The organism is Polymorphobacter sp. (genome assembly GCF_048007885.1).
Taxonomy (GTDB): domain Bacteria; phylum Pseudomonadota; class Alphaproteobacteria; order Sphingomonadales; family Sphingomonadaceae; genus Sandarakinorhabdus.
Map to the genome: position 1 here is coordinate 2,568,664 of NZ_CP180346.1, position 25,404 is coordinate 2,594,067.

Genomic DNA, 25,404 nt, shown 5'->3' on the forward strand with positions numbered 1-25,404 from the left:
CATTGACGCGCGGCGGCAAGCATGGAGGGGCGGCAAAGGGAAGGGTATCGATGACAGTCCTCAAGGGCATTTCGATGATCAGGATGGGCGGCCGCGAGGTTTGGCCGCTGGTGGAGGGTGGCAAGGGGGTGGCGGCGACCAATCACATGTCTTCGGGCGCCTGGGCGATGGCTGGCGGGGTGGGCACCATCTCGGCGGTGAACGCTGACAGCTATGACCCGACCGGCAAGATCATTCCGCAGGTCTATAGCGCGCTGACCCGGCGCGAGCGGCATGAAGAGCTGGTGGAGTATGCGATCGAGGGCGGGGTGCAGCAGGTGCAGCGCGCCTATGAGATGGCGGCGGGAGAGCTTTCGCGCGGGATCGGCGCGCTCAACATCAATGTGCTGTGGGAGATGGGCGGCGCGCAGCGGGTGCTGCACGGGGTGCTGGAGCGCACCAAGGGCATGGTCAATGGCGTCACGTGCGGCGCTGGCATGCCCTACAAGCTGTCGGAAATCGCGGCACATTACGGGGTGCATTATTATCCGATCATCAGCAGCGCCCGGGCTTTTCGGGCGCTGTGGAAGCGCGCCTATTCCAAGGCGGCGGAATGGCTGGGGGCGGTGGTGTATGAAGACCCCTGGCTGGCGGGTGGGCACAACGGCCTGTCGAACGCCGAGGACCCGCGCGCGCCGCAGGACCCCTATCCGCGCGTGCGCGACCTGCGCAGCGTGATGCGCGAAGCGGGCATTCCCGACAGCACCCCGATCATCATGGCGGGCGGCGTGTGGCGGCTCGATGAATGGACCGACTGGCTGGAGAATCCGGAGCTTGGCACCATCGTCTTCCAGTTTGGCACGCGCCCGCTGCTGACCAAGGAAAGCCCGATTCCCGAAGGCTGGAAGCAGCGGCTGATGACGCTGGAGAAGGGCGATATCCTGCTGCACAAATTCTCGCCGACCGGCTTTTATTCGTCCGCCGTGCGCAACCCCTTCCTGCGTGATCTGGAGGCGCGCTCGGAGCGGCAGATTGCCTTTTCGACCACGGCGACGGGGGACCATCAGTTTCAGCTCGATGTGGGCGTGGGCGCCAAGCGCTATTGGGTGACGCGGGATGACCTGCTGCGCGCGCGCGAATGGCATGGGCAGGGCTTTACCGAAGCGCTGAAGACGCCTGACAATACGCTGGTGTTCGTGACGCCTGCCGACAAGAAGACGATCCGCAAGGACCAGGCCGATTGCATGGGGTGTCTGAGCCAGTGCGCCTTTTCGAGCTGGGCCGACACCGAGGGCAACAGCACGGGCCGGCTGGCCGACCCGCGCAGCTTCTGCATCCAGAAGACGCTGCAGGACATCGCGCATGGCGGGGACACCGAGCAGAATCTGATGTTCGGCGGGCACAGTGCCTATCGCTTTGCCACCGACCCCTTTTATTCGAACGGCTTTGTGCCGACCGTGAAGCAGCTGGTCGACCGGATCCTGACCGGCGCCTGAGCGGCGCTGGCGGGATTATTCGGTGACGGTTTCTTCCTCGGCCTCTTCCTCAGCCGGCGGGGTGTAGACTTCGAGGGGCGCGGGGGTGACTTCGCCGACGAAGACCTGGCCTTCTTCGGCCGGCTTGGGGGCGGCGGTTTCCAGCTTGGCGGCAAGGTCGCCACCGGCCTCCGACTTGGACTGGCCGCAGGCGGCCACGGCAAGCCCGAGCACCGCCACCAGCGTCACAGAAATCCCACGCATCTTTGCTCCCCTTCGGACAATCGCCTGCACCTTACACAAAAACACGAGCCGCGCGAAAGCCTTGAATTGCGCTTTCAGGCGGCCTCGAACACCCGGTCGAGGATGCGCGCATAAACCTGCGCCAGCGCGCCCAGATCATCGACCTCAGCATGTTCGTCGGTCTTGTGCATCGACTGGCCGGGCAGGCCGAATTCGACCACCGGGCAGAGCCGGCGGATGAAGCGCGCATCGGACGTGCCGCCGCTGGTCGAGAGCTCGGGCGTCTGGCCGGTGACCTCGCGCACGGCATCGGCGACGAGCGCGGAGAAATGGCCCGGCTCGGTGAGAAAGGCCTCGCCCGAGATGCGCACATCGACATCGGCCGAGCGGGCATGGCGCGCCACCACCTCGCGGATCCAGGCTTCGAGGGCGGTGCCGCTGTGCTGGTCGTTGAAGCGGATGTTGAGCCGGGCGCGGGCCAGCGCCGGGATGACGTTGGTGGCCGGATTGCCGACCGCGATGTCGGTGACTTCGAGGTTGCTCGGCTGGAACCAGTCGGTGCCTTCGTCGAGCAGCCGGCCCTTGAGCTCGGCGAGGATGGCGACGAGATCGGTGATGGGATTATGGGCGCGGTGTGGGTAGGCGACATGGCCCTGCGCGCCGCGCACGGTGAGCCAGGCGTTGACCGAGCCGCGGCGGCCGATCTTGATCATGTCGCCCAGCCGCTGGACGCTGGTCGGCTCGCCGACGAGGCAGAGATCGGGCACGAGGCCGCGCGCTTCCAGCCAGTCGAGCAGCGGCTTGGTGCCGTGCACGGCGGGGCCTTCCTCGTCACCGGTGATGAGGAAGCTGAGCCGGCCCTGCGGCAGCCCGGCCTCGAGCCGGGCGCGCGCCGCCCAGACCATGGCGGCGATGGCGCCCTTCATGTCGGCCGCGCCGCGCCCGACGAGCTGGCCATCGGCGACCACGGCCTCGAAGGGATCGACGCTCCAGGCGGCGCGGTCGCCGGTGGGGACGACATCGGTGTGGCCGGCGAAGGCGAAATGCGGGCCGTCATTATTGCCGATGGTCGCCACCAGATTGTCGACCGGGCCATCGGGGGCCGCGCCGTAGCGGACATGATGGACGGTGAAGCCGAGCTCGCTGAGCGCCTCGGCGAGAACGGCCTGCGCGCCGGCATCTTCAGGCGTGATGCTGGGGCACCGAATGAGCGCCTGCGCCAGTGGCAGCACTTCGCTGGACACCGCTGCGTTCGCGGCTTCAGCCATTGGCGAGCTTGTCCAGATAGGCGGTGATGCGCTCGGCATTGACGCCGAGATCGCCCTGGCCGACGCGCGACTTGGAGCGGACATCGATAATGGTGGCGCCGCTGTCGGGGGTCAGGCGGATGACGACATCATCTTTGAAGCCCCACCAGGGCACGGTCGCGGTGGCCTCGATGCGCAGCGCTGGCTGGTCGGTGGCGACGATCTCCCAGCCCATGGCGCGGGCGGCGGCTTCGGCGCGGGCGAAGGCCTCTTCGGGGGTGGCGGCAAGGCGCATCGGGCGGATCTGCGGATAGGCTTCGGCCTGCTTGGGCGCGATCGCGGGATCATAGCTGACCGGGTTTGAGTCCGGCCCGCGCAGCTCGGCGGTGATGGCGACGAACGCGGGCGGGTTGTCCATGTCGGTGGTGATATCGTGGATCGGCGGGGCGTTGCTGGCGCCGAGCACGATCGCCGCCGGCACACCGGCCCCGAGCAGGCCGGCGATGAGGCCCGTGGTGAGCAGGCCCTTGGCGGGTGTGCGCGTGGCCTTGCGCGCGAGCGCGACCAAGAGGGCGATGCTGCCTATCGCACAGACCAGCGCCGAGACGGCGAAGGCGAGCAGGCCCAACTGCCAGGGCAGGAGGCCGCTGCTGATGCCGGGGCCGGCGATGAGGACGATGAAGGCGGCTGCCAGCGTGAGCAGGGCGAAGACGCGGGGCCATTTTGCGGTCATCATAGGGGCATGCCTCCTTCCACATGATAGCGGTCGAGCGGATAGTCTTCGGCGCGCGCTGCGGCGGCCCATTCCTGCATCCAGGGGTGGGCGAGCATCGAGTCGGCATAGGCGCGCGCGACATCGCTGAGCGGCAGGCCGTAATGGGCGACGCGGAAGACGACGGGCGCATACATGATGTCGGCGCCGGAGAAATGGCCGAACAGATAGGGCTCGTCGAGCTGTTCGCCGAAGCGGCCGCGCGCTTCGCACCAGAGCGCATCGATGCGCGCGACATCGGCCATCACGGCCGCGGGTGCTGTGGCGGCGAAGGCGGGGAAGCGCATCTTGAGGTTCATCGGGCAGCCGCTGCGCAGCGCCTGAAAGCCGGCGTGCATCTCGGCGCTGATCGCATAGGCGAGGCGGCGGGCGTGCAGGTCGCGCGGCCAGAAACGGTCATGGCCGCCCTTGTCGGCGAGCCACATGAGGATGGCCATGGAATCCCACACCGGCTCGCCGCCGTCCCACAGCACCGGCACCTTGCCGGACGGGATTTCGGACAGGCGCGCGGTCCATTCGGGCGTGTCCATGGGCACGACCACGCAGGTGAAGGGCAGCATGGAGAGCTTGGCCGCCAGCCAGCCGCGCAGGCTCCAGCTCGAATAGGCCCGGTTGGCAATCAGCAGTTTCACACCAATTCTCCTGCAGCGGCCGCCACGGCGGCGCGCAATTCGGCAATGCCGGTGCCGACTTCCGACGAGGTGGCGAGCACCTGCGGAAAGGCAGCCGCATGGCTGCGGGCGGCGGCATCGGCGGCGGCGAGCGTTTTTTCGAGCTCACTGGGCTTGATCTTGTCGGCCTTGGTCAGGACCAGCTGATAGCTGACGGCGGCCTTGTCGAGCAGGTCCATCACTTCATTGTCGACCGGCTTGACGCCGTGGCGCGCATCGATGAGCAGCAGCACGCGCTTCAGGACCACGCGGCCGCGCAGATAATCGAAGACCAGCGCCTGCCAGCGGGCGACGACATCCTTGGGGGCCTTGGCATAGCCATAGCCGGGCATGTCGATGAGCCGGAACCGCATCGGCGCGCCGACATCGAAGACGTTCAATTCCTGCGTGCGGCCGGGCGTGGTGGAGGCGCGCGCCAGGCCGTGGCGGCCGGTGAGCGCATTGAGCAGCGAGGACTTGCCGACATTGGAGCGGCCGGCGAAGGCGACTTCGGGCACCTTGGGATCGGGCAGGAATTCGAGCGCCGGGGCCGAGAGGCGGAACTCCACCGGGCCGGCGAACAGCCGGCGCGCGGCCTCGATGGGGTCGATCTCCTGATGGCGGCTCATTTGGCGCGGCCGCGCGAGGGCTTGGCACGGCGCTGCGGCGCGGCGGGCTTGTTGGCGGCTTGCGGCTTGGCGGTTTGCGGCTTGATGGGCTTGGCCTCGACCACGGCCTGCGACGGCGGGGTGGCGGGCATGGGGTATTTGCGCAGCATATAGGCCTGCTGGGCGATGGAGACGATATTGTTGACCGTCCAGTAGAGCTGGAGCCCGGCCGCAAAGGGCGCCATGATGAACATGAACATCCAGGGCATGATCGCGAAGACCTGCTTCTGGACGGGATCGAGCGGGGTCGGGTTGAGGCGCTGCTGCAGCCACATGGTGACGCCGAGCAGCAGCGGCAGCACGCCGATGGCGATGATGGCAGGCGGCTGCCAGTCAATCGCGCCGAACAGGTTGAGCGGGGTGAGGGGATCGGGGGCGGAGAGATCCTTGATCCACAGCGCGAAAGGCTGGTGGCGCATTTCGGTGGAGACCAGCAGCGTCTTGTAGAGCGCGTAGAAGATCGGGATCTGGACGATGAGCGGCAGGCAGCCGGCCAGCGGATTGACCTTCTCGTCCTTGTAGAGGGTCATCATCTCCTGCTGGAGGCGCGGCTTGTCGTCCTTGTACTTCTCCTGCAGCGCCTTCATGCGCGGGGCGACGACGCGCATCTTGGCCATGCTCTCGAACTGCTTGTTGGCGATGGGGAAGAGGATGAGGCGGATGATGATGGTCAGCCCGATGATGGCGAGGCCGAAATTGCCGGTGATCTTGAACAGCCAGGACAGGAGATAGAAGATCGGCTGGGCGATGGCTTCGAACCAGCCCCAGCTGACCGCCCGGTCGAGGCGCGGGATGCCGAATTCGTCGCGGTAGCGGTCGAGCAGGGCCACTTCCTTGGCACCGGCGAACAGCCGCTGGACGGTCTCGCCGCTGGCGCCGGCCGGCACGACGAGCGCGCTGGAGAGATAATCGACCTGATAGACATTGCCCGCAGGCGTGGGCGGGGCGGCGATGAAATTGGCCTTCAAGTCGCGCGACTGGTCGGGCACGAGGGCGGCCAGCCAGTATTTCTCGGTCATGCCCAGCCAGCCGCCCTTGGAGGTGAAGCTCTGGTTGCCGTCTTCACGCAGGCTTTCGAAATCGAGGCCGCTGTCTTTCAGTGTGCCGTCGAGGACGCCCAAGGGGCCGACATGGAGGTTGAAGGCGTTTTGTTCCGGCCCTTCGCCCAGCCGCGAGACCAGCCCCCAGGGCTGATAGCTGACGGCAGCACCGCTGGCGTTGACGACGCGCTGGGTGACGGTGAAGAGGAAATTCTCGTCAACCTCGAGCCGCTGCTCGAAGCGCACGCCTGCCGCGCTGGTCCAGCTGAGCGTGACCGGGGTTTCGGGGCTGAGGCGGGTGCTGTCGGTGGCCCAGAGCGCATCGACGGGCGGCGCGCCGGCGCCGGTCCAGCCATATTGGGCAAAATAGGCGCCGGCAGCCCCGCTCGGGCTGAACAGCCGCACCGGGCCGGCGCCTTCATCTAGGCTGATACGGTAATCGCGCAGCACCAGATCATCGAAGCGGGCGCCGCGCAGGTTGAGCGAGCCCTTGAGGCGCGGCGTCTCGATGGTGACGCGTGCGCCCTTGGCCAGCGCCTGTTGCGGCAGCAGCGTGGCGGCCGCTGACGTGGCGGGTGCGGTCAGGGCGTCGCTGCTGGTTGCCGCGATTTCGGCGGTTTCGGGGGCGGCGGCCTGCGGGAAATAGCGCTCGCTGACCAGCGTCCAGCCGATCAGGACGATCGCTGACAGCAGGACGGCCAGCACCATGTTTCGATTTTCCTGGGTCACACGCTCTCGACTTTTCTGCGGCTTCGGCCCCGCCTATAGCCGCTCAGGGCACCGGGTCATAGCCCGAACCGCCCCATGGATGGCAGCGGCCGATGCGTCGCACCGCGAGCCACAGGCCCTTCAAGGGGCCATGCTTCTCGATCGCCTCGATGGCATAGGCCGAGCAGCTGGGTGCATAGCGGCAGCTGGGCGGCAGCACGCGCGACGGGCCCCATTGCCAGAGGCGGATCGGCCAGATGAGCAGCCGCTTCATTGGGTAGCTTTTGCGCAGGCGCGGACCAGATCGGCGCGCATGGCGGCGAAGTCGCGCGTCAGGCCGGCGGAGCGGCCGATCAGCACATGGTCGGCGCCGGCCAGGCCGCAGCCGGGCAGCTCAAGCCGCGCGATCTCGCGCAGGCGGCGCTTGAGGCGGCTGCGGACGACCGAGCCGCCGATTTTCTTGGTGACGGTGAAGCCGGCGCGCAGGGCCGGGTCTGCGTCGCCGCGCGAGCGAATCAGCAGGATGAAGGCGGGGGTGACGATGCGCGTGCCGCGATTGGCGGCGAGAAAGTCCGCGCGCTTGCGGATGGTCGGCGGCGGAGACCCCATGCCGCCGGCTTCAGGCTCAGGCCGACAGCTTCTTCCGGCCGCGGGCGCGGCGGGCGCGCAGGACCTTGCGGCCACCGACGGTCGCCATGCGGGCGCGGAAGCCGTGACGGCGGGCGCGGACGAGCTTGGAGGGCTGATAGGTGCGCTTCATGACAAAGTTCCGAATGACAGAGGGGCTACGCGCGCAGCCCGGAATTTGGACAAGCGCGGCGCATACGCAGGCCGGCAGCGCATGTCAACCATTCCCCCCTTTACGCGGGCCCCGCTTTGCCTTCAAACACCGGCGATGGATATCTCGCCCCTTGCCACACCACTGCCGCCGCTGCCCGCCATTGCCGGGGTCCGGATCGCGACCGCAACCGCCGGCTACAAGCGCTGGACACGGGCCGACACGCTGCTGGTGGCGCTGGCGCCGGGCACCAGCGTGGCCGGGGTGCTGACGCGCTCGCTCTGCCCCTCGCCCGAGGTGGAGCTGTGCCGCGCCCGGCTGGCCGGCGGGGCGGCGCGGGCGCTGATTGTGAACGCGGGCAATTCCAATGCCTTTACCGGCGAGGCGGGCCGCGGGGCGGCACTCGCCCAGGGCGAGGCGGTGGCGGCGCATCTGGGCTGTGCGCCGGAAGAGGTGTTTCAGGCGAGCACCGGGGTGATTGGCGTGCCGCTGCCGGTGGACAAGGCGCTGGCGGGTGCGGCGGCGGCGCATGCGGCGCTGGGCACGGCCGGTTTCGCCGAGGCGACGGCCGCCATTGGCACCACCGATACCTTTCCCAAGGCGGCTGTGACCCATGCGATGGTGGGCGCGCACAAGGTGACGCTGGTCGGCATCATCAAGGGCTCGGGGATGATTGCGCCCGATATGGCGACGATGCTGGGCTTCATCTTCACTGATGCCGGGGTGGCAGCGCCGCTGCTGCAGGGGATGCTGGCGGCGGCGACGGCGACCAGCTTCAACTGCATCACGGTCGATTCGGACACCTCGACCTCGGACACGGTGCTGGCCTTTGCCACCGGCCAGGGCGCAGCCCCGATGATCGAGAGCATGGACAGCCCCGGCGCGGATGCCTTTGCCGCCGCCCTTGCCGATTTGTGCGGCCAGCTGGCGCGGCTGGTGGTGTCGGACGGGGAGGGCGCGACCAAGCGGATCGAGGTGCGCGTGACCGGGGCGACCAGCGGGCCGGCGGCGCATGCGGTGGCGATGAGCATCGCCAATTCGCCGCTGGTGAAGACGGCGATTGCGGGCGGCGATGCCAATTGGGGCCGGGTGGTGATGGCGGTGGGCAAGGCCGGCCAGCCGGCCGAGCGCGACCGGCTGAGCATCCGCTTCGGGACGACGCTGGTGGCGGCGCGTGGTGCCGTGGTGCCGGGCTATGACGAAGCGCCGGTGGCCGCGCATCTGGCCGGGCAGGATATCGAGATCGAAGTTGATCTGGGCCTGGGTGAGGGCCGTGCCCGGGTTTGGACCTGCGATCTGACGCATGGCTATATCAGCATCAACGCCGATTACAGGACCTGAGCATGACCCCCATTTTGCACCATTATCCGACCTCGCCCTTTGCCGAGCTGGTGCGCATGGCGCTGGGGCTGAAGGGGCTGGCCTGGCAGTCGGTGACCATCCCGCGCATCGCCCCCAAGCCTGATCTGGCGGCGCTGACCGGGGGGTATATCCGCACGCCGGTACTTCAGATCGGTGCGGACATTTATTGCGACACCGCCGCCATTTTGGCCGCGCTGGAGGGCTTTGCGCCGACGCCCAGCTATTATCCTGCGCCGCTCGGCGCGCTTCATGTGATGATCGCCAATTGGGCGGCCGGGCCGCAGTTTCGCGCCCATGTCGGGGCGGCGATGGGGGCGATGCCCGAGGGCGCGCTTGACGGTGCCTTTGTGGCCGACCGCAAGGCGCGGTTCGGGCTTGATCTGGGCCAGCTTGGCAAGGCAGCCCCCCAGCTTGCCGCGCAGACGCGTGTGGCCGCGCTCTGGCTTTCACAGACGCTGACCGATGGGCGCGCCTTCATCGGCGGCGAGGCGCCGGGCCACGGCGATCTGGCGCTGGCGGCGAACATCTGGTTCGTGCGCTCGGTGCCCTTTGCCAAGGCCAATGCCGAGGCGCTGACCGGCCTGCCCCATGTGGCTGACTGGTTTGGCCGGATGGCGGCACTGGGCCATGGCACGCCCACCGAGATCAGCGCGGCCGAGGCCATCGACATTGCCCGCGCGGCCACGCCGAGCGATGTGGCCGGCGGCATCGAGGCGCCGTTCAGCCATGGCCAGATGGTCCGCATCCAGACCGAAGGCTCGGGCGATGCGCCGGTGGAAGGCGCGTTGCTGAAGGCGGACAGCACGGGCATCACGCTCAGCCGCACCGACCCGCGCGCCGGCGCCGTGCATGTTCATTTTCCGCGAATCGGCCAGTTCATCATCGCTTGAGCGCTGACCGGGCTGTGTTAGGCTCGGGCCATCGGGGGGATGGCGCCATGGAGATGCCGGAGATCAGACTTGCCGGGCCACAGGACCGGGCGCGGCTGATTCAGACCACCGTGCTGGCCTTTGTCGCTGATCCCTTTGCGCGGTGGATCGGCGACGGCGCGGCCTCCTATCTCGGTTTTGCCGCTGATTTTCTGGATGCCTTTGGTGGCCCGGCCTTTGACCATGGCACCGCCTGGACGGCGAATGACGGGCAGGCGCTTGCCATGTGGCTGCCGCCCGGCGTCGAGCCCGACGGCGAGCGCATGATGGCGATTGTGCAGGACCAGCTGTCGGGGCCGAAGCTCGACGAGATGATGGGGGTTCTCGGGCAGATGGCCATGCTGCACCCGCACGGCGACCATTGGTATCTGCCGGTGATCGGCTGCGACCCGCTTTATCTCGGGCAGGGGCTGGGCGCGATGCTGATGAAGGCGGCGCTCGAACGCGTCGATGCCTCCGGCTTGCCCGCCTATCTGGAAAGCTCGAACCCGCGCAACGTCAGCCTGTATGAGCGGCACGGGTTCGAGGTGGTGGGCACGATCCAGCACGGCAGCTCGCCCGCCATGCAGGCGATGCTGCGCGCCGCGCGCTAGGGCGGCTCAGCCCAGCTCGGCTTCGAGCCAGCTCTTGAGCTGGCCCTTTGGGGCGGCGCCGACCTTGGTGGCGACCGGCGAGCCATCCTTGAACAGGATCATCGTCGGGATGCCGCGCACGTTGAAGCGGCTGGGCGCATCGGGGTTTTCATCGATGTTGATCTTGACGATCTCGACCCCGTCCATCTCGGCGTCCAGCTCTTCGAGGATCGGCCCGACCATGCGGCACGGCCCGCACCATTCGGCCCAGAAATCGACGAGCACGGGCTTGCCGGCCGAGATCACATCGGTGTGGAAGGAGGCATCGGTGACCGCACGTGTCATGGCATTGATCCTTGTTTGCCCGGCCCAGCGCCGGGTCCATCTGGCGCCAAGATAGTGATGGGAGCGGATGCGTTCAACTCATCCTGTTGGGGCTGGGCCTGTTGCGGCTGACGCAGGGCGGCAATCTCGCGCGCGATGCGCGCGGCCGGCAGCATCCAGAGCCGTGGGCCGGCGGTATAGAGCAGCCCGGCTGTCACCTCGCGGCCGGGAAACACCGCCTCAAGGGCAGCGGCATAGCCGGCCATCTGGGCGATGTGCGCGGCGGGAATGGCCTCGATACCGCCCGGCACGCGGCGGCCGGTCTTGAAATCGATGATGGTCACCCGGCTGTCGGTGACCAGCAGCCGGTCGACCTGTCCGGCGACCACGGTCTCGCCGACCAGGGCTGCGACCGGCGCTTCGGCCAGCGATTCGGGGCCGAAGATGGCGGCCCGCGCCGGGTCCTCGACGACACGCAGCACTTCATCGACCAGCGCTTCCGCATCACCGTCAGGCGCCAGCTGGGCGGCATAGGCGAGGCCCAGCGCGCGCCGGCGCTCTGGCGCGGCCGCGGGCAACCGCTCGAACAGCGCGTGGAGCGCGGCCCCGCGTCTGGCCGCAGCCATGGCAGCGGCGCCGGCGGGGGGCTGGGCCTCCATGTCGGGGCCAAGGGCAGATGGGCTGAGCGGGCGGGGTGGCCGGGCCTCTTCGGGGGCCATGGTGCGGGTCCAGTCTGGCAGCGTCAGGCGGCTGGCTTCGGGCTCTAGATCGAGGCTGATGCGCGGGGCGGGCGCGCCGCTGGCGTGGATGCGGACGCCGCGGCCGAAATGCGGATGATCGGCGGCGGTGACGCCGCGCTGATCCATGGCGGCGGCGACCAGCCGGTGCCAGCTCAGATGATCATGGTCGCCTGGAGTCTTTTTCGGCCGGGGCGCGACGCCGCTGACCAGCAGCAGGTCTTCGGCGCGGGTGAGGGCGACATAGAGCAGCCGCAGATGCTCGGCCAGCGCATCGGCGCGGGCACTGTCTCTGGCGGCTTGCAGCGGGCCGGTGACATCACCGCCGAGCGCCTTGGCCGAGGGCGGCAGAATCGGCAGCCAGCGGCCATCGAAATCCATGACCAGCGCGTCCTGGCCGCGCAGGTCGGGCAGGCGCGCGGCGTCGGCGAGCACCACCACCGGGGCCTGCAGGCCCTTGGCGCCGTGCACGGTCATCAGGCGCACGGCATCGAGCGGGGCATCGGGATCACGCTTGATCTCGACGTCTTCGGCCAGCGTCCAGTCGAGAAAGCCCTGCAGCGAGGGCGGCTGGCTGCGCTGATAGGCGAGTGCTTGATCGAGCATCGTGTCGATGGCGTCGCGCGCGTCTTCGCCGAGCCGGGCCAGCAGCCGGGCACGGCCGCCGAGCGGGCCGGAGAGCACGCGCTCGAAAAAGGCGTAAGGCGCGGCGTAATCAGCAAAGCCCAGAAGCTGTTCGAGCCAGCTGCGCGCGGCGACCACGGCCGGGTCTTCGCTGCTGCGCATCGCCGCCCAGAGGCTCGTTTTGCGGCCATGGGCGAGGGTGAACAGCTGGTCCTGGCTCAGCCCCAGAAAGGGCGAGACGATGAGGCAGGCGAGATTGAGATCATCATCGGGGAGCAGCGCGAAGCGGACCAGCGAGAGCATGTCGGCGACCGCCAATGGCTCGGAGAGGCGCAGCCGGTCGACGCCGGCGACAGGCACGCCGTGGCTGTGCAGCGCGGCCACGAGTGCGGCCGAAAAGGCGGTGCGCTTGCGCACCAGCACGAGGATATCCTGCGCGGCCACCGGGCGGCCGCGGCCGGGCAGGAACAGCGGGGTTTGCGGGTCCAGCCAGCTGGCGATCATCGCGGCCAGCGCCTGCGCATGGTCGATTTCGGCCTGGCCGGGGCGCTCGCCCTCACTGTCCTCATCGCCGTCGTTGTCATCTTCGTCGGCGGTGACCATGGGCGGCAGCAGCGCGACCGCACCGGCGCTGCCCTTGCGGTGGGGGCGGTGGGCGCGCACGCCGTCGGGCTCCAGCTGCGTGGCCGGGTCGGCTTCGAGCAGGCCGGCGACATCATCGACAATGTCGAGCACGGCCGGGACCGAGCGGAAATTGGTATCGAGCCCGATGCGGGAAAAGGGCGGCTCGCTGCCTTCGTTCAGGGTGCGGAAGGTTTCGAACTGATCGCGGTAGACCTTGGGGTCCGAGCCCTGAAAGCCGAAGATCGCCTGTTTGAAATCACCGACCACGAACAGGCGGCGCGGGGCTTCGCGCGCGCCGAGGCCGGCGAAGAATTCCTCCGCCAGCCGGGTGATGATCTCCCATTGGGCGAGGTTGGTGTCTTGCGCTTCATCGACAAGGATATGGTCGATGCGGTTGTCGAGCTTGTAGCGCACCCAGTCGGCCGCACCCGGCGCCACCAGCAGGCGGCGCGCGGCTTCGATCATATCGTCATAATCGACCACGCCGGCGCGGGCCTTGGCGGCCAGCCAGTCCTGCGCCAGCCGGCAGCCGACGCGCATCTGCACCGCGATGATGTCGACGGCGCGGTGCAGCCGCTGGCGCACGTCGATGGCGTGGATCTGGGCGGCGAGCGTCTCGAACAGCGCCTTCAGGCCGGGATCGGCGGCTTCCATGCCGACCAGCACCACCCGGCTGACGGCGCGCGGGGTTCCGGTGTCGGTGAGGAAGACGCTGCGCAGCGTGTCCCAGTCGTGCGGGTTGGCGAGCCAGGGGGCGATCTTGTCGGCAAAGCCTTGCGCGCTGGGCTTGTCGGAGCCGGCCCAGCCGGTGGCCAGCCGGGCGATGTCGGCGCGGTCGATGCCGGCCAGCCCGGCGGCGAGGTCGGCTGTGGCGGTGCTGTCGCTGGGCAGGCCGAAGCCGCGGCGCAGCATCGGCGCCAGCGCCACGCCGGCCAGCGCGGCGAGCGCTTCGGCATGGCGGCCGATGGTGCCGAGCATGCGCATCAGCCCGGCCTCGCCGCCGCTCAGCGAGAGCGCGGCGATATCGGCCAGAAAGGCCTCGTCGCGCGTTTCGGTGGCGGTTTCGATGGCGCGCACCAGCACGTCGCGGCGCAGGCCCTGGCCGGCGCGGTCGTCGAGGGTCTCGAAGCCGGGGGCGACGCCGGCCTCGACCGGGAAGCTGCCGATGAGCGACTGGGCAAAGGCGTGGATGGTCTGCACCGCCAGCCCCTGCGGGCCATCGAGCAATTGCGCGAACAGCCGCCGCGCGCGCAGCCGGCCGGCGTCGTCATCGGGCTCGCCAAGGGCCATCAGGTCTGTGGCCAAGGCGGCCTCATCGGCGCGCGCCCAATAGGCGAGGCGCGCCAGCACGCGCTCCTGCATTTCGGCAGCGGCGAGCTTGGTGAAGGTGATGCACAGGATGTTGGTGGGCGGCACACCCGCCAGCAGCAGCCGCAACACGCGGGCGACCAGCACCTGGGTCTTGCCGGTGCCGGCGGATGCGGTGACCCAGGCATGGGCGGCGGGATCGGCGGCCTCGGCCTGGGTGTCGAGCAGGGCGTTGAGCGGCTTCATCGCGGCTGGTCCCGCCATTCGAGGACGCGGGCGAGCTGGTCATAATCGCCAAAGGCCAGCGCCGGATGGACATGCGAGACAAAGGCGCGGTCGCCCTCAAGAAAGGTGGCGAGCGCATCGCCGACGCTGCTGGCGACAAGCGGGAGATGTTCGGCGGGCGAAGGGCCGGTCTTGCCGAGTGCGGCGGACCATTTCCCGGCTGTTTCGGCGCTGCCGGTGAGCTGCCAATATTCCATCGCGTCGACCAGGCCCTTCACGGTCATGCCGCCGCGCTCGAGCATCAGGGCGAGCAGCGCCAGCTGGTTCTTGCGCAGCGCCGTGACATCGGCGACGCGCGGCCGGGCGCCGGTCTTGTAGTCGGTGACCACCAGCCTGCCGTCGTGGCGCCGGTCGACCCGGTCGGCGACGCCGCGCACCTCGATGCCGCCGAGCATGATCTGGCCCTTGATTTCGGCCGCCACCACCTCGGTGCGCTGCGCGCGCCGGCGCAGGATCTCGTCGCCCGCCCAGGTGAGCGCGCGCCGGGCGCGCGGCCCCCAGAGCGCGCGCAGCAGCGGGAAGCCGCCGCCGGCGCGCTCGATCATCGCCTCGGTGAGGCGCGCCAGCTCGGCCGGATCGAAGCTTTCGCCCTTGACCCAGTCTTCCAGCACTTCGTGGATCAGCGTGCCGCGGTCGGCAGCACCGGGGTCTTCGTCAAGCTCGTCGAGCGGGCGGAGCGCGAGCACGGCCTGTGCGTAAAAGGCGAAGGGGTCGGCGAGCAGCACATCGACCTGGGTGACGCTGAGCTTGGCCGGGCGGGCGGTGCGCGGCGGGCTGGGGGCGGGGCGGGCGGCGGGCCTGACCTCGGCCGGCCTGTCGAGCGCGCGGGCCATGGCGAGCAGCGCCTCGTCGCGCGCCAGCCCGCTGTCGTTCAGCCGCGCGGCCAGCGCATCGAGCCGCACCAGCAGCCGCGAGGCGCGCATCGGGCCGCTGGCATCGCGCCTGGCGCGGGTAAGCAGCACTTCGCCGGCGCCGAGCGCGCGGACGAAATCCTGCGCCGCCAGCCCCATGGCGCGCGCCGCACCCGGCAGGCCGAGGCGGGTGCGGATGGCGGGCGCCAGCCATGGGTCGGGGGCGGGCAGCGCCGGCCACACCCCTTCATTGAGCCCGCCGAGGATCATCAGGTCGGCGCGGGCGAGCTGGGCTTCGACGGGGCCGAGGATGGCGAGGCGCGGATGGCCGCCCCAGCCCGGACGCACGGCGACATCGGCGAACAGCGCGGCGAGGAGCGGCGGCGCTTCGGCCGCTTCGAAGGGGCCAAACAACGCGCCCTCGGCGATCAGCGCTTCGAGCCGCGCGGCCAGCGCCCGGCCATCGATGCCGGACCAGAGCGCATCCCCGCACAGCGCCTCGCCCACGCTGCGCAGCGCCTCGGCCAAGGCGGCGAGATCCACCACCTCGCCCAGCGCTTCAAGGGGGGCGAGCCGGGCGGCGGTGTCTTCCCACCATCCAGCCAGCCCGTCGAAGGCGGGGCCGCGGCGGCGTTCGGCCAGCCAGGCGTCGAGATGGGCCGACACGCCGTCGAGGCCGGGCGTGGGCCGCACGCCGCGCAGCGCCACATCGAGCTGGCGCACGCGGCCGAGCCAGGCCAGCCGGTCTTCACCGGCGCGCACCAGCGGATGCTTGAGCAGGGCGAGCAGCCGGACGGGCGAGAATTTGCCCGCCATGGCGGCGACGAGCGACCCGGCGAAGGCGCCGGGCGGGGTGAGCGGCAGCGGCTGGCCGGCGCTGTCATCGACGCTGATGCCCCAGCGGCGGCAATGGGCCGCGACGCGCTGGGCCAGCGCCCGGTCGGGCGTGACCAGGGCGGCGGTGCGGCCTTTGGTTTCGAGCGCGCGGCGCATGGCGAGTGCGATCGCCTGCGCCTCTTCCGCGCCGGTCAATGCCTCGACGACATGGATGCCGGCCAGCGCTTCCGGATCGGGCGCGGTGTCGAGCCAGCCTTCACCGGCATCGGCGGGGGCAAGAGCGGCCATCACGAGCGCGTCACGCGCGGCGGGGCCATCTTGCGGGCTGCCGTGCCCCCAGTCCGTGACATCGGCGCGGCTGCGGCCGAGCCGGGCGAGCAGCAGCTTCAGGGCATATTGGGGGTGGGCCTCGCTGTCCGGCGCATCTTCGGCGTCGACATGGATGGCTTCGAACCGTGCATGGCCGGCGTCGCTCATGTCCACGTCGAGGCCGGGCAGCACGACCGCGCCGGCGGGCAGGTTGAGCACGCCGCCAAGCAGCCGGGCGACGGCGGGCGCGGCGCTGCCGATGCCGGCGGCGATCACCGGCGTGGCCGGCGGGCTGTCGGCCCAGCGCGCCAGCACGGCGTTGATGGCGGCGGCCAGCCGGGTGCCGCCGTCGCTGGCGCCCATGGCGTCGCGCACCGGCGGCCAGGCGCTGATGATGACATCGAGAAACTTGAGCGTATCGGCCCAGTGATGCGCAAGGTCGGCCTCGGCGACGGCCTCGCGCAGGGCGGCGGGCGGCACCTCCTCGGCGAGCAGCACATCGAGCGTGTCGCCCAGGGCATCGCCCAGCCGCAGCGCCTCGATGGCGCTGCGCTCGGCACGCGCATCGGCGGCGACCGGCAGCGCGCGGACCAGCCGCGCCAGCTGCAGCCGACGGACCAGCGGCGACACTGCGCCGCCGACTGCAACCTCGCCGGCCAGCCGCTCGAAATCATCCTCGCCGAGATCGCCGACCGGGACCATGCGCGGCAGCAGCAGGCCGCTCGCCTCGCCAGCCCCGAGCTGGCGGACAAAGGCCTGGGTCAGCGCGCGGACGGCGCGGCGATTGGGCAGCAGCACCAGCGTGCGCGCCCGCGCCACCGTGTCGGGCACCCGGGCGAGGATGCCGCGCGCCAGCGCATCGACGAACGCCCGGTGGGGCGCGATGTTGAACAGCCCGCCCTCAAAGGACATTCAGCAGGGCCTCGGTGGCAGTGATGCTGGCGGGCGTGCCGACATGGAACCACAGCCCCTGATGCACCATCCCGTAGAGCCGCCCGGCCTCCAGCGCCTTGTTCCAGGCGCGCCACATGGTGAAGGGCTCGGACGCTTCGCCGTCGAACAGCCGCCGGGCGATGAGCTGGACGCCCGAATAGACAAAGGGCGCCATGCGCACATCGCCGAGCTTGCCATCAGCGCGCGGCCGCAGCCGGCCCCAGCCATCCATGAAAAAGTCGCCGCGCCCGTCATAGCCGTGGGCGCGCGCCAGCGGCACCAGCAGCAGCAGCGCGTCCATCGATGCCGGGTCCCAGCGCCGCGCCATCAGCCGCAGCGTGTCCTGGCTGCCGTCGATCCAGAAATTGTCGGCGTTGATGACATAAAAGGGGTCGGCGTCGATGAGCGGCAGCGCATGGGCGACACCGCCGCCGGTTTCGAGCAGCTGGGCGCGCTCGTCGGACAGGCGCAGGCGCAGCCGGTCATCGCGGCCCAGCCGCTTGGCGAGCGCGCCCTCGATCTGGTCGGCGAAATAATGGGCGTTGACGACCGCGGTGCCGATGCCGGCGTCAGCCACCCGGTCGAGCGCCCGGTCGAGCAGGGCGCGGCCGCCGACCCGGATGAGCGGCTTGGGCCGCGTCGCGGTCAGGGGGCGCATGCGCTTGCCCAGCCCCGCGGCCAGCACCATCGCGGTGCCGGGGACCTCGACCTCGACCATCGGCTGCAGGCGCATCAGCTCACTCATGAGCGCACCTCGACACCGTGGCGGGCGGCGGCCGGCACATGGGCTTCGAACCAGGCCGCGACCGGGGCGAGCGCGGGGCGGGCGAGGTCGCGTTCCACCAGTTGCCAGAGCCTTGGGTGGAAGCGCGGATAGGCGGGCTTGCCGTCGCGCACATAGAGGCGGGTGAAGACGCCGAGGATCTTCACGTTGCGCTGCGCGCCGAGCACGTCATAGGCGGTGTGGAAGGCGCTCGGATCGAAGCCCGGCTCGGCGCGGCGGGCGTTGAGGTAGCGCGCCAGCATGGCGGCTTCGAGGTCGGGCGCGACGGTCCGCCTTATATCCTGCAGCAGGCTGACGAGATCATAGGCCGGATGGCCGGCGAGTGCGTCCTGATAATCGAGCAGGCCGAGGCCGCGGATGCCGGGCCGGTCGAGGACCATAAGATTGTCGGCGTGATAATCGCGCAGCACCATCACCGGGCGTGCCGGCATGACCAGCGGCCAGAGCCCGGCCCAGGCCTCGGCATAGGTGGCGGCGGCTTCGGGGGCGAGCGGCTGGCCGACGGCGGGCAGATACCAATCGGGGAAGAGATCGACTTCGCGGGTCAGTTCTGCGGTGCTGTAAGGCGGCAGGTCGCCGGCCTCATGCTGGTGGAGAGCGACGAGAATGTCGACGGCGGTCTCGTAAATGTGGCGCTCGGCGCTGGCATCGGCGGCGAGCAGCGGGCCGACGCGCGCATCGCCGAAATCCTCGAGCAGGATCAGGCCGAGGTCGAGCTCGGCGGCGAGCGGGCGGGGGGCGGAGAAGCCGAGGCTTTCAAGCCGGGCGCCGATGGCGAGGAAGGGGCGGCTGTCTTCCTTGTCGGGCGGCGCGTCCATCAGCACGGCGCTGCGGCCCGGCAGATGGACCCGGAAATAGCGGCGGAAGGAGGCGTCACCGGCCAGCGGGCGGATGTCGGCACCGGCCCAGCCATGGCGGACGAGAAAGTCGGGCGCGGCCGGTGGCGGCACCATGACGGGCGGAATGATCAGGCGTTGATCGGGGGAAGAAGCGGCGGCCACCGGTCTTTCCAAGCCGTCGGCGCGGTCCAAGTCAAGCGTCGTGGTTCATCGCCCGCGCCGGCGATGGCGAGGCGCAGCGCATCGGCCGGCAGCCGCGCGCCCAGCCGCTCGGGCCATTCGATCAGAAGCGCGGCATCGGTCTCGAACAGGCCGAGCGCCTCGGCTTCGTCCGGCCCGGCCAAGCGGTAGAGATCGACATGCCAGACTGGCGGTGCGAGGTCATAGTCCTGCACCAGCGTGAAGGTGGGCGAGGGCACGTCGCCGGCCCAGCCCAGCTCCCGCAGCACGGCGCGCGCGAGGAACGACTTGCCCGCCCCAAGCCCGCCCGAAAGCGCCACACAGTCTCCGGCGCGCAACACCTTTGCCAGCGCCGCGCCGAGTGCTGCGGTGGCGGCTTCATCGGCCAGCGGGAGCGTGCCGGTCTGGCTCAATAGCGATAGGTCTCGGGCTTGAACGGGCCTTGCTGGGGCACGCCGATGTAGCCGGCCTGCTTGTCGGTCAATTTGGTCAGCTTCACGCCGAGCTTTTCGAGGTGGAGCATGGCGACTTTCTCGTCGAGATGCTTGGGCAGCACATAGACCTGATTGTCATAATGGTCGCCGCGGGTGAACAGCTCGATCTGGGCCAGCACCTGGTTGGTGAAGCTGGCCGACATGACGAAGCTGGGGTGGCCGGTGGCGCAGCCGAGATTGACCAGCCGGCCCTTGGCCAGCACGATGATCTGGTTGCCATCGGGAAACTCGACGATGTCGGTGCCCGGCTTCACTTCGGTCCATTTGTAGTTGGACAGCGCCGAGATCTGGATCTCGCTGTCGAAGTGGCCGATGTTGCAGACGATCGAATTGGGCTTCATCGCCATCATGTGTTCGGCGGTGATGACATCGGCATTGCCGGTGGCGGTGACGAAGATGTCGGCGCGCTTCACCGCATCTTCCATGGTCACCACCTCATAGCCCTCCATCGCCGCCTGCAGCGCGCAAATGGGGTCGATCTCGGTGACCATCACCCGCGCGCCGCCGTTGCGCAGGCTCTCGGCCGAGCCCTTGCCGACATCGCCGAAACCGGCGACGACGGCGACCTTGCCGGCCAGCATGACATCGGTGGCGCGGCGGATGGCGTCGACGAGGCTCTCCTTGCAGCCATAGAGATTGTCGAACTTCGACTTGGTGACGCTGTCGTTGACGTTGATCGCCGGGAAGGGCAGCTCGCCCTTGCGGGCGATGTCATAGAGCCGGTGGACGCCGGTGGTGGTTTCTTCCGACACGCCGTGCAGGTTTTTCACGGTCTGCGTCAGATAGCCGGGGCGGGTCTTGATGAAGGCGCGGAGCGCGCGCTGGAACTCGACCTCTTCCTCATTCTGCGGCTCGCCCAGCTCATGGCCGGCCTCGAGCTTGGCGCCCCAGAGCGCGAACATGGTGGCGTCGCCGCCATCATCGAGGATGATGTTGGCGGTCTGCTCGCCCCAGTCGAAGATGCGGGCGACATAATCCCAATAGTCGGACAGGCTCTCGCCCTTGACGGCGAAAATCGGGATGCCCTTGGCGGCAATGGCGGCGGCGGCATGATCTTGCGTCGAGAAGATGTTGCAGGTGGCCCAGCGCACCTCGGCGCCGAGCGCGATCAGCGTCTCGATCAGAACCGCGGTCTGGATGGTCATGTGCAGCGAGCCGGTGATGCGCGCGCCTTTCAGCGGCTGGGTGGGGCCAAACTCCTCGCGCAGCGCCATCAGGCCGGGCATTTCGGTTTCGGCAATGGCGATTTCGCGGCGGCCGAAGTCGGCGAGCGAAATATCGGCAATCACATGGTCGGTCATTGTCGGGCACCTCGGAGATCTGGGACCCGCACCGCCTAACGCAGCCCCACTTTCGGCACAAGTATAAAGGCTGCTTTATATGATTTTGGGCAATCTTGGCCCCCGATGCCGTGCTATCGTACCGCACGGTTTTGCTTGGGGGTAAACATGATCGACACTAGTCACTGGGTTGAGGTTGCGACCAACATCGGGTTGCAGGTTGCTGGCGCCATCGTCCTTTACATGATCGGCCGCTGGCTGATCAGCTTCGCGGTCAACATGCTTGGCCGGGTGCTGACGGCGCGGAACTTCGATCCGACGCTGCAGCGCTATATCGCCAACATCCTGGCGGTTGTTCTCAACATCGTTCTGGTCGTTGCCATTCTCGGCTATTTCGGCGTGGAGACGACAAGCTTCGCGGCGTTGCTGGCCGGTGTGGGCCTGGCCATCGGCGCGGCCTGGTCAGGGCTGCTCGGCAATTTCGCGGCAGGCGCCTTTCTGATCATTTTTCGCCCCTACAAGGTGGGTGATTACATCGCGGCTGGCGGCATTCAGGGCACGGTGACCGAGATCGGCCTGTTCAACACGGTGCTGACCGCGCCGGACAATGTCCAGACGATCGTCGGCAACGGCAAGATCTCGGCCGAGATCATCAGCAACTATTCGCACTTCCCCTATCGCCGGGTCGAGCGGACGGCGCAGCTGGCGTTTGGCGTTGATCCGCTTGATGCGATCGCGCGGCTGAAGACGGCGCTTTCGGGCATCGACAATGTGCTCGTGGACCCGGCGCCGGATGTCGAGATTCTCGATTTCAACGCGCTTGGGACGGTGCTGGCGGTGCGGCCCTATTGCCATACCGACCATTATTGGCAGGTCTTTTTCGATACCAACCGGGTGATCGCGGCGGTGGGCAAGGAGGCAGGCTATGCGCCGCCGTTCATCATCGAGGCGAAGCGCAGCGAGGTTTGAACGGGTCTTGCAGCAGGCCGCTGGCAGGGCCATTGTGCAGGCTGGAGGTGCCTTATGACCAGACATGTCAATCACGCGCTCGCGGTGCGGCCGACGCGCAATGAGCGCGCGGCGCAGGATTTCACGTCGAGCCTTCGCGGCCATGTGCTCAATCATATGGCCGCGCAGATGAAAACGCGCTTCGAGACCGAGATTGCGCCCAAGCTGGCGCAAGCGCCGGAAGATGGCCGGGCGGTGCATCAGGCGATGCGGCCGCACCCCTATTTCCGCTTCTATTCGACGATGCGGATCGCGGCGCAGGAGATGGTCTGGGCGAGCGTGGATGCAGCGGTGCGCCGCGATTCCGAGCGGTTGAAGGCGGTGGCGGCCGAGTTGCCTGATGTTGGCGGCTCGCTGACGCTTGACCCGTCGCTTGAGGTGCCGCGCAGTGTTTCGGCCATTGACGTGCATCTGATGCCGGGCAGCTATAGCGCCGAGGCGGGCGAGGGCGATCTGGCGGCAGGCGCGGTTTATGAAAACGGCCTGTCGGTGTTCAGCTTCGGGCTGATGGGCAAGAACCTCGACGATATTGGCGAGAGCTCGGCCTTTTGGCTGCGTCATGCGCACCCTGAATTTCAGCCGAAGGACATTCTCGATCTCGGCTGCTCGGTGGGGCATCAGACGCTGCCCTGGGCGCGGGCCTATCCGGGCGCGCGGGTGACGGGCGTTGATGTGGCGGCGCCCTGCCTGCGCTATGCCGATGGGCGGGCGCGGGCGCAGGGCGTGGCGGCGCATTTCGTGCAGGCCAATGCGACGCAGCTGCCGTTTCCCGATGCCAGCTTCGATCTCGTCTACAGCTCGATGTTTTTGCATGAGCTGCCGTTGAAGGACATTGACGCGGTGTTTGCCGAAGCGCGGCGGCTGCTGCGGCCGGGCGGGCTGATGCTGCATTATGAGCTGCCGCCCAACAGCCAGCTTTCGGCCTATGACGGCTTTTATCTGGATTGGGACTGCTGGTACAATAACGAGCCTTATTACAAGGCCTTCCGCGATCAGGACCCGAAGGCGCTGTGCGCGAAGGCGGGCTTTGACACTGGGAAGTTCGTGCAGACGGTGGTGCCCTCGATCGGCTGGTATGGCGAAGAGGCGGTGGCCGAGGCGATTGCCGGGCCGGCGACCATCGGCGGCAACACCGGGCGGCTGGCCGACGGGGTGCAGTGGTTTGTCTTTGGTAACTGGGCATGAGCAAGGCGCTGTTTGACGACCCCGCGATCGACAAGCTGACGCGGATGCTGATCGAGCTGGCGTCGGAAAACTGGGTGACGCGGGCGCGGCTGGCGGCGGTGGAGGCGAAGATCGGTTCGGTGGAGGATGTCGAGCTTTCGCCCGAGGCCGAAGCTGCGCTGGCGGCCGAGCGTGAGGCGTTTGTGACCAAGATCTTTTCGGTGCTCGACAAATAAGGTGCTGGATTGCTTGTATTTTTCTGGGCGGCGTTGATGCTGGCGCCGTTTTCGGCTGCGGCCCAGACCTATCCGGAGACGCGGCGCGGCGATGTGGTGGAGACGATCCACGGCGAGGTGATTGCCGACCCCTATCGCTGGCTTGAGAATGATGTGCGCGAGGACGCCGAAGTGGCGGCGTGGGTGGCGGCGCAGAATGGCGTGAGCGCGGCTTATCTGGCGGCCCTGCCGGGGCGGGCGGCGATCAAGGCGCGGCTGGAGGCGCTTTGGGATTATCCGCGCTTCGGGGTGCCGGTGGTGCGCGGGGGGCAGATGTTCGCGTTGCGGAACAGTGGTTTGCAGAAGCAGGCGGCGCTGTTTGTGGATGAGCGGGTGCTGATCGACCCCAATGGCTGGGCCGAGGACGGGGCGACGGCGTTGGCGGAATGGGCGCCGTCCTTTGATGGGCGCTATCTGCTCTACGGGGTGCAGGAGGGGGGCAGCGACTGGCGTGAGCTCCGGGTGCGCGATGTGGCGACCGGCCAGGATCTGCCGGACCGGGTGAAATGGGTGAAATTTTCGGGCCTCGCCTGGGACCGGGAGGGGGCTGGGTTTTATTATTCGCGCTTTGAAGAGCCAGCGGATGGCGCGGCGTTTCAGGCGGCGAACCTTGGGCAGAGCGTGCATTATCATCGGCTTGGCAGCGATCAGGCCGAGGACCGGCTGGTGTTTTCGACGCCGGAGAGGCCCACCTGGAACAATGTCGCCGAGGTGAGCGAGGATGGGCGGTGGCTGGTTATCACCTCATCGGAAGGGACCGATGAGCGGTATCAGATCAGCATTGCCGACCTTGAGGCGGGCGAGGCGCCGCGCACGCTGATTGCCGGGCTGGAGCATGGCTGGAGCCTGGCGGGCAGCCTTGGGCAGACGCTGTATCTGGTCACCAACAAAGGGGCACCGCGCTACCGGCTGGTGGCGATGGATGCGGTTTCGGGGGTGATGACCGAAATTGTGGGGGAGGGGGAGGACACGCTGACGGGGGCGGCGCTCATTGGAAATCGGCTTGTTGTTGAGACACTTGCCGATGCGCGGTCGCGGGTCTGGCTGCATGAGCTGGACGGCCGGCGGGTGGGCGAGGTGCCGTTGCCGGGGATTGGCTCGGCGAGCGGCTTTGCGGCTTCGCGGGACGGGGTGAGCTATTTCGGGTTTTCGTCTTTTGCGACGCCGGGGTCGGTGTGGCGGTTTGAGGCGGCGAGCAATGCGGTGGAATTGGTGCGGGGGCCGGAGGTGAATTTCTCGCCGGACGATTATGTGGTGCGGCAGATCTTCTTTGCCTCGAAGGATGGCACGCGTGTGCCGATGTTTGTCAGCCACTTGAAATCGCTTGATCTTTCACGGCCGCATCCGGCGCTGCTTTACGGCTATGGCGGCTTCAACGTGTCGTTGCCGCCTGCCTTTTCGCCGTCGCGGCTGGCGTGGATGGCGATGGGGGGGATTTTTGTGCAGGCCAATATTCGCGGGGGGGGCGAATATGGGGCGGCGTGGCATGATGGGGGGCGGCGGGGGGCCAAGCAGAATGTCTTTGATGACTTTATTGCGGCGGCGGAAACGCTGATTACAGAGGGGTTTAGCTCGGCGGAGCAGCTGGCGATCCAGGGTGGGTCGAATGGGGGGTTGCTGGTCGGGGCGGTGGTCAACCAGCGGCCGGAGCTGTTTGCGGCAGCGCTTCCCGCAGTGGGGGTGATGGACATGTTGCGCTTTGATCGGTTCACGGCCGGGCGCTATTGGCGCGATGACTATGGCGACCCGGCGGATACGAAGGATTTCAGGGTGTTGCGGGGCTATTCGCCGCTCCACAACATCAAGGCGGGCACGGCCTATCCGGCGATTTTGGTGACGACCGCGGATACCGATGACCGGGTGGTGCCGGGGCATAGCTTCAAATATGCCGCAGCGCTTCAGGCGGCGGATCTGGGGCCGAAGCCGCAGCTGATCCGGATCGAGACGCGGGCCGGGCATGGCAGCGGCAAGCCGACCGACAAGCTGATCGAGGAAGTGGCCGACCTTTGGGCCTTTGCTGCACATTTCACCGGTTTGGCGGTGGAATCAGGGGGTTTGGAAGGTTACGAAGGTGAGGCCGGAGCGCTGGAAACTGAGTGAGTTGCGCGCGTTTGGCGGCTGGTGT

24 protein-coding genes are annotated in these 25,404 nt (G+C 68.5%); 8 read left to right on the forward strand and 16 right to left on the reverse strand.

Annotated features, from left to right (window positions below; genetic code table 11):
- The first annotated feature begins 50 nt into the window (after window positions 1-50).
- The gene (locus ACMVO5_RS12440; protein ID WP_416907808.1) at window positions 51-1,475 is read left to right on the forward strand and encodes an NAD(P)H-dependent flavin oxidoreductase; all 1,425 of its coding nucleotides are present in this window, start codon (window positions 51-53) and stop codon (window positions 1,473-1,475) included.
- 15 nt (window positions 1,476-1,490) lie between these two features.
- Here ACMVO5_RS12440 and ACMVO5_RS12445 read toward each other — a convergent pair whose 3' ends face one another.
- The 9 genes from ACMVO5_RS12445 to rpmH all read right to left on the reverse strand — a co-directional run bounded on the left by ACMVO5_RS12445 (window position 1,491) and on the right by rpmH (window position 7,542).
- Complete coding sequence (locus tag ACMVO5_RS12445; RefSeq protein ID WP_416907809.1) at window positions 1,491-1,718, reverse strand: hypothetical protein; 228 nt, start codon at window positions 1,716-1,718, stop codon at window positions 1,491-1,493.
- A 74-nt stretch (window positions 1,719-1,792) separates the two neighbouring features.
- Window positions 1,793-2,965, reverse strand: coding sequence for a succinyl-diaminopimelate desuccinylase (gene dapE / locus ACMVO5_RS12450; RefSeq protein ID WP_416907810.1), 1,173 nt, complete (start codon window positions 2,963-2,965; stop codon window positions 1,793-1,795).
- Window positions 2,958-3,680 (reverse strand): DUF1499 domain-containing protein, encoded by a 723-nt coding sequence (locus ACMVO5_RS12455; RefSeq protein ID WP_416907811.1) that lies wholly within the window; start codon window positions 3,678-3,680, stop codon window positions 2,958-2,960. Before ACMVO5_RS12455 ends, dapE begins: the two co-directional genes overlap by 8 nt.
- Window positions 3,677-4,348, reverse strand: coding sequence for a glutathione S-transferase family protein (locus ACMVO5_RS12460; protein ID WP_416907812.1), 672 nt, complete (start codon window positions 4,346-4,348; stop codon window positions 3,677-3,679). The genes ACMVO5_RS12455 and ACMVO5_RS12460 overlap by 4 nt, the downstream gene beginning before the upstream one ends.
- Window positions 4,345-4,995: a ribosome biogenesis GTP-binding protein YihA/YsxC gene (gene yihA / locus ACMVO5_RS12465; RefSeq protein WP_416907813.1), complete on the reverse strand. Its 651-nt coding sequence runs from the start codon at window positions 4,993-4,995 to the stop codon at window positions 4,345-4,347. The genes ACMVO5_RS12460 and yihA overlap by 4 nt, the downstream gene beginning before the upstream one ends.
- Window positions 4,992-6,782 (reverse strand): membrane protein insertase YidC, encoded by a 1,791-nt coding sequence (gene yidC / locus ACMVO5_RS12470; RefSeq protein WP_416907814.1) that lies wholly within the window; start codon window positions 6,780-6,782, stop codon window positions 4,992-4,994. The genes yihA and yidC overlap by 4 nt, the downstream gene beginning before the upstream one ends.
- Window positions 6,783-6,846: 64 nt before the next feature.
- The gene (yidD, locus tag ACMVO5_RS12475; protein ID WP_416907815.1) at window positions 6,847-7,056 is read right to left on the reverse strand and encodes a membrane protein insertion efficiency factor YidD; all 210 of its coding nucleotides are present in this window, start codon (window positions 7,054-7,056) and stop codon (window positions 6,847-6,849) included.
- On the reverse strand, window positions 7,053-7,391 hold the full coding sequence (rnpA, locus tag ACMVO5_RS12480; RefSeq protein ID WP_416907816.1) for a ribonuclease P protein component: 339 nt from the start codon (window positions 7,389-7,391) through the stop codon (window positions 7,053-7,055). Before rnpA ends, yidD begins: the two co-directional genes overlap by 4 nt.
- A 16-nt stretch (window positions 7,392-7,407) precedes the next feature.
- A complete protein-coding gene (gene rpmH, locus ACMVO5_RS12485) occupies window positions 7,408-7,542 on the reverse strand; it encodes a 50S ribosomal protein L34 (protein WP_416907817.1) in 135 nt (44 codons plus the stop codon).
- Window positions 7,543-7,677: 135 nt separating this feature from the next.
- Here rpmH and argJ point away from each other — a divergent pair, with 135 nt between their 5' ends.
- The 3 genes from argJ to ACMVO5_RS12500 are packed head-to-tail and all read left to right on the forward strand — an operon-like array spanning window position 7,678 to window position 10,444.
- The gene (gene argJ / locus ACMVO5_RS12490; RefSeq protein WP_416907818.1) at window positions 7,678-8,901 is read left to right on the forward strand and encodes a bifunctional glutamate N-acetyltransferase/amino-acid acetyltransferase ArgJ; all 1,224 of its coding nucleotides are present in this window, start codon (window positions 7,678-7,680) and stop codon (window positions 8,899-8,901) included.
- Between the two features lie 2 nt (window positions 8,902-8,903).
- The gene (locus tag ACMVO5_RS12495; RefSeq protein WP_416907819.1) at window positions 8,904-9,812 is read left to right on the forward strand and encodes a glutathione S-transferase family protein; all 909 of its coding nucleotides are present in this window, start codon (window positions 8,904-8,906) and stop codon (window positions 9,810-9,812) included.
- A gap of 53 nt (window positions 9,813-9,865) precedes the next feature.
- A complete protein-coding gene (locus tag ACMVO5_RS12500; protein ID WP_416907820.1) occupies window positions 9,866-10,444 on the forward strand; it encodes a GNAT family N-acetyltransferase in 579 nt (192 codons plus the stop codon).
- A 6-nt stretch (window positions 10,445-10,450) separates the two neighbouring features.
- Here the strand turns inward: ACMVO5_RS12500 and trxA are convergent, their stop codons facing one another.
- The 7 genes from trxA to ahcY are packed head-to-tail and all read right to left on the reverse strand — an operon-like array spanning window position 10,451 to window position 20,853.
- The gene (gene trxA / locus ACMVO5_RS12505; RefSeq protein WP_416907821.1) at window positions 10,451-10,768 is read right to left on the reverse strand and encodes a thioredoxin; all 318 of its coding nucleotides are present in this window, start codon (window positions 10,766-10,768) and stop codon (window positions 10,451-10,453) included.
- Entirely contained in the window at window positions 10,765-14,304 is a 3,540-nt protein-coding gene (gene addA, locus ACMVO5_RS12510; RefSeq protein WP_416907822.1) for a double-strand break repair helicase AddA, read from the reverse strand. Before addA ends, trxA begins: the two co-directional genes overlap by 4 nt.
- Window positions 14,283-17,234: a double-strand break repair protein AddB gene (addB, locus tag ACMVO5_RS12515; RefSeq protein WP_416907823.1), complete on the reverse strand. Its 2,952-nt coding sequence runs from the start codon at window positions 17,232-17,234 to the stop codon at window positions 14,283-14,285. Before addB ends, addA begins: the two co-directional genes overlap by 22 nt.
- Window positions 17,224-18,000, reverse strand: a complete 777-nt coding sequence (locus ACMVO5_RS12520; protein WP_416907824.1) for a nucleotidyltransferase family protein — start codon at window positions 17,998-18,000, stop codon at window positions 17,224-17,226. Before ACMVO5_RS12520 ends, addB begins: the two co-directional genes overlap by 11 nt.
- Window positions 17,997-18,992, reverse strand: a complete 996-nt coding sequence (locus ACMVO5_RS12525; RefSeq protein ID WP_416907825.1) for an aminoglycoside phosphotransferase family protein — start codon at window positions 18,990-18,992, stop codon at window positions 17,997-17,999. Before ACMVO5_RS12525 ends, ACMVO5_RS12520 begins: the two co-directional genes overlap by 4 nt.
- Window positions 18,993-19,006: 14 nt before the next feature.
- A complete protein-coding gene (gene tsaE, locus ACMVO5_RS12530; protein WP_416907826.1) occupies window positions 19,007-19,471 on the reverse strand; it encodes a tRNA (adenosine(37)-N6)-threonylcarbamoyltransferase complex ATPase subunit type 1 TsaE in 465 nt (154 codons plus the stop codon).
- On the reverse strand, window positions 19,468-20,853 hold the full coding sequence (ahcY, locus tag ACMVO5_RS12535) for an adenosylhomocysteinase (protein ID WP_416907827.1): 1,386 nt from the start codon (window positions 20,851-20,853) through the stop codon (window positions 19,468-19,470). Before ahcY ends, tsaE begins: the two co-directional genes overlap by 4 nt.
- Window positions 20,854-21,000: 147 nt before the next feature.
- On the opposite strand from ahcY, the gene ACMVO5_RS12540 reads away from it, so the two are divergent.
- The 4 genes from ACMVO5_RS12540 to ACMVO5_RS12555 are packed head-to-tail and all read left to right on the forward strand — an operon-like array spanning window position 21,001 to window position 25,379.
- Window positions 21,001-21,801, forward strand: coding sequence for a mechanosensitive ion channel family protein (locus tag ACMVO5_RS12540; protein WP_416907828.1), 801 nt, complete (start codon window positions 21,001-21,003; stop codon window positions 21,799-21,801).
- A gap of 54 nt (window positions 21,802-21,855) precedes the next feature.
- Entirely contained in the window at window positions 21,856-23,025 is a 1,170-nt protein-coding gene (locus ACMVO5_RS12545) for a class I SAM-dependent methyltransferase (protein WP_416907829.1), read from the forward strand.
- On the forward strand, window positions 23,022-23,240 hold the full coding sequence (locus ACMVO5_RS12550) for a hypothetical protein (protein WP_416907830.1): 219 nt from the start codon (window positions 23,022-23,024) through the stop codon (window positions 23,238-23,240). Before ACMVO5_RS12545 ends, ACMVO5_RS12550 begins: the two co-directional genes overlap by 4 nt.
- Before the next feature lie 36 nt (window positions 23,241-23,276).
- Window positions 23,277-25,379 carry a prolyl oligopeptidase family serine peptidase gene (locus ACMVO5_RS12555; RefSeq protein ID WP_416907831.1) on the forward strand — a complete coding sequence of 701 codons (2,103 nt, stop codon included), beginning with the start codon at window positions 23,277-23,279 and terminating at the stop codon, window positions 25,377-25,379.
- The last annotated feature ends 25 nt before the right edge of the window (window positions 25,380-25,404 follow it).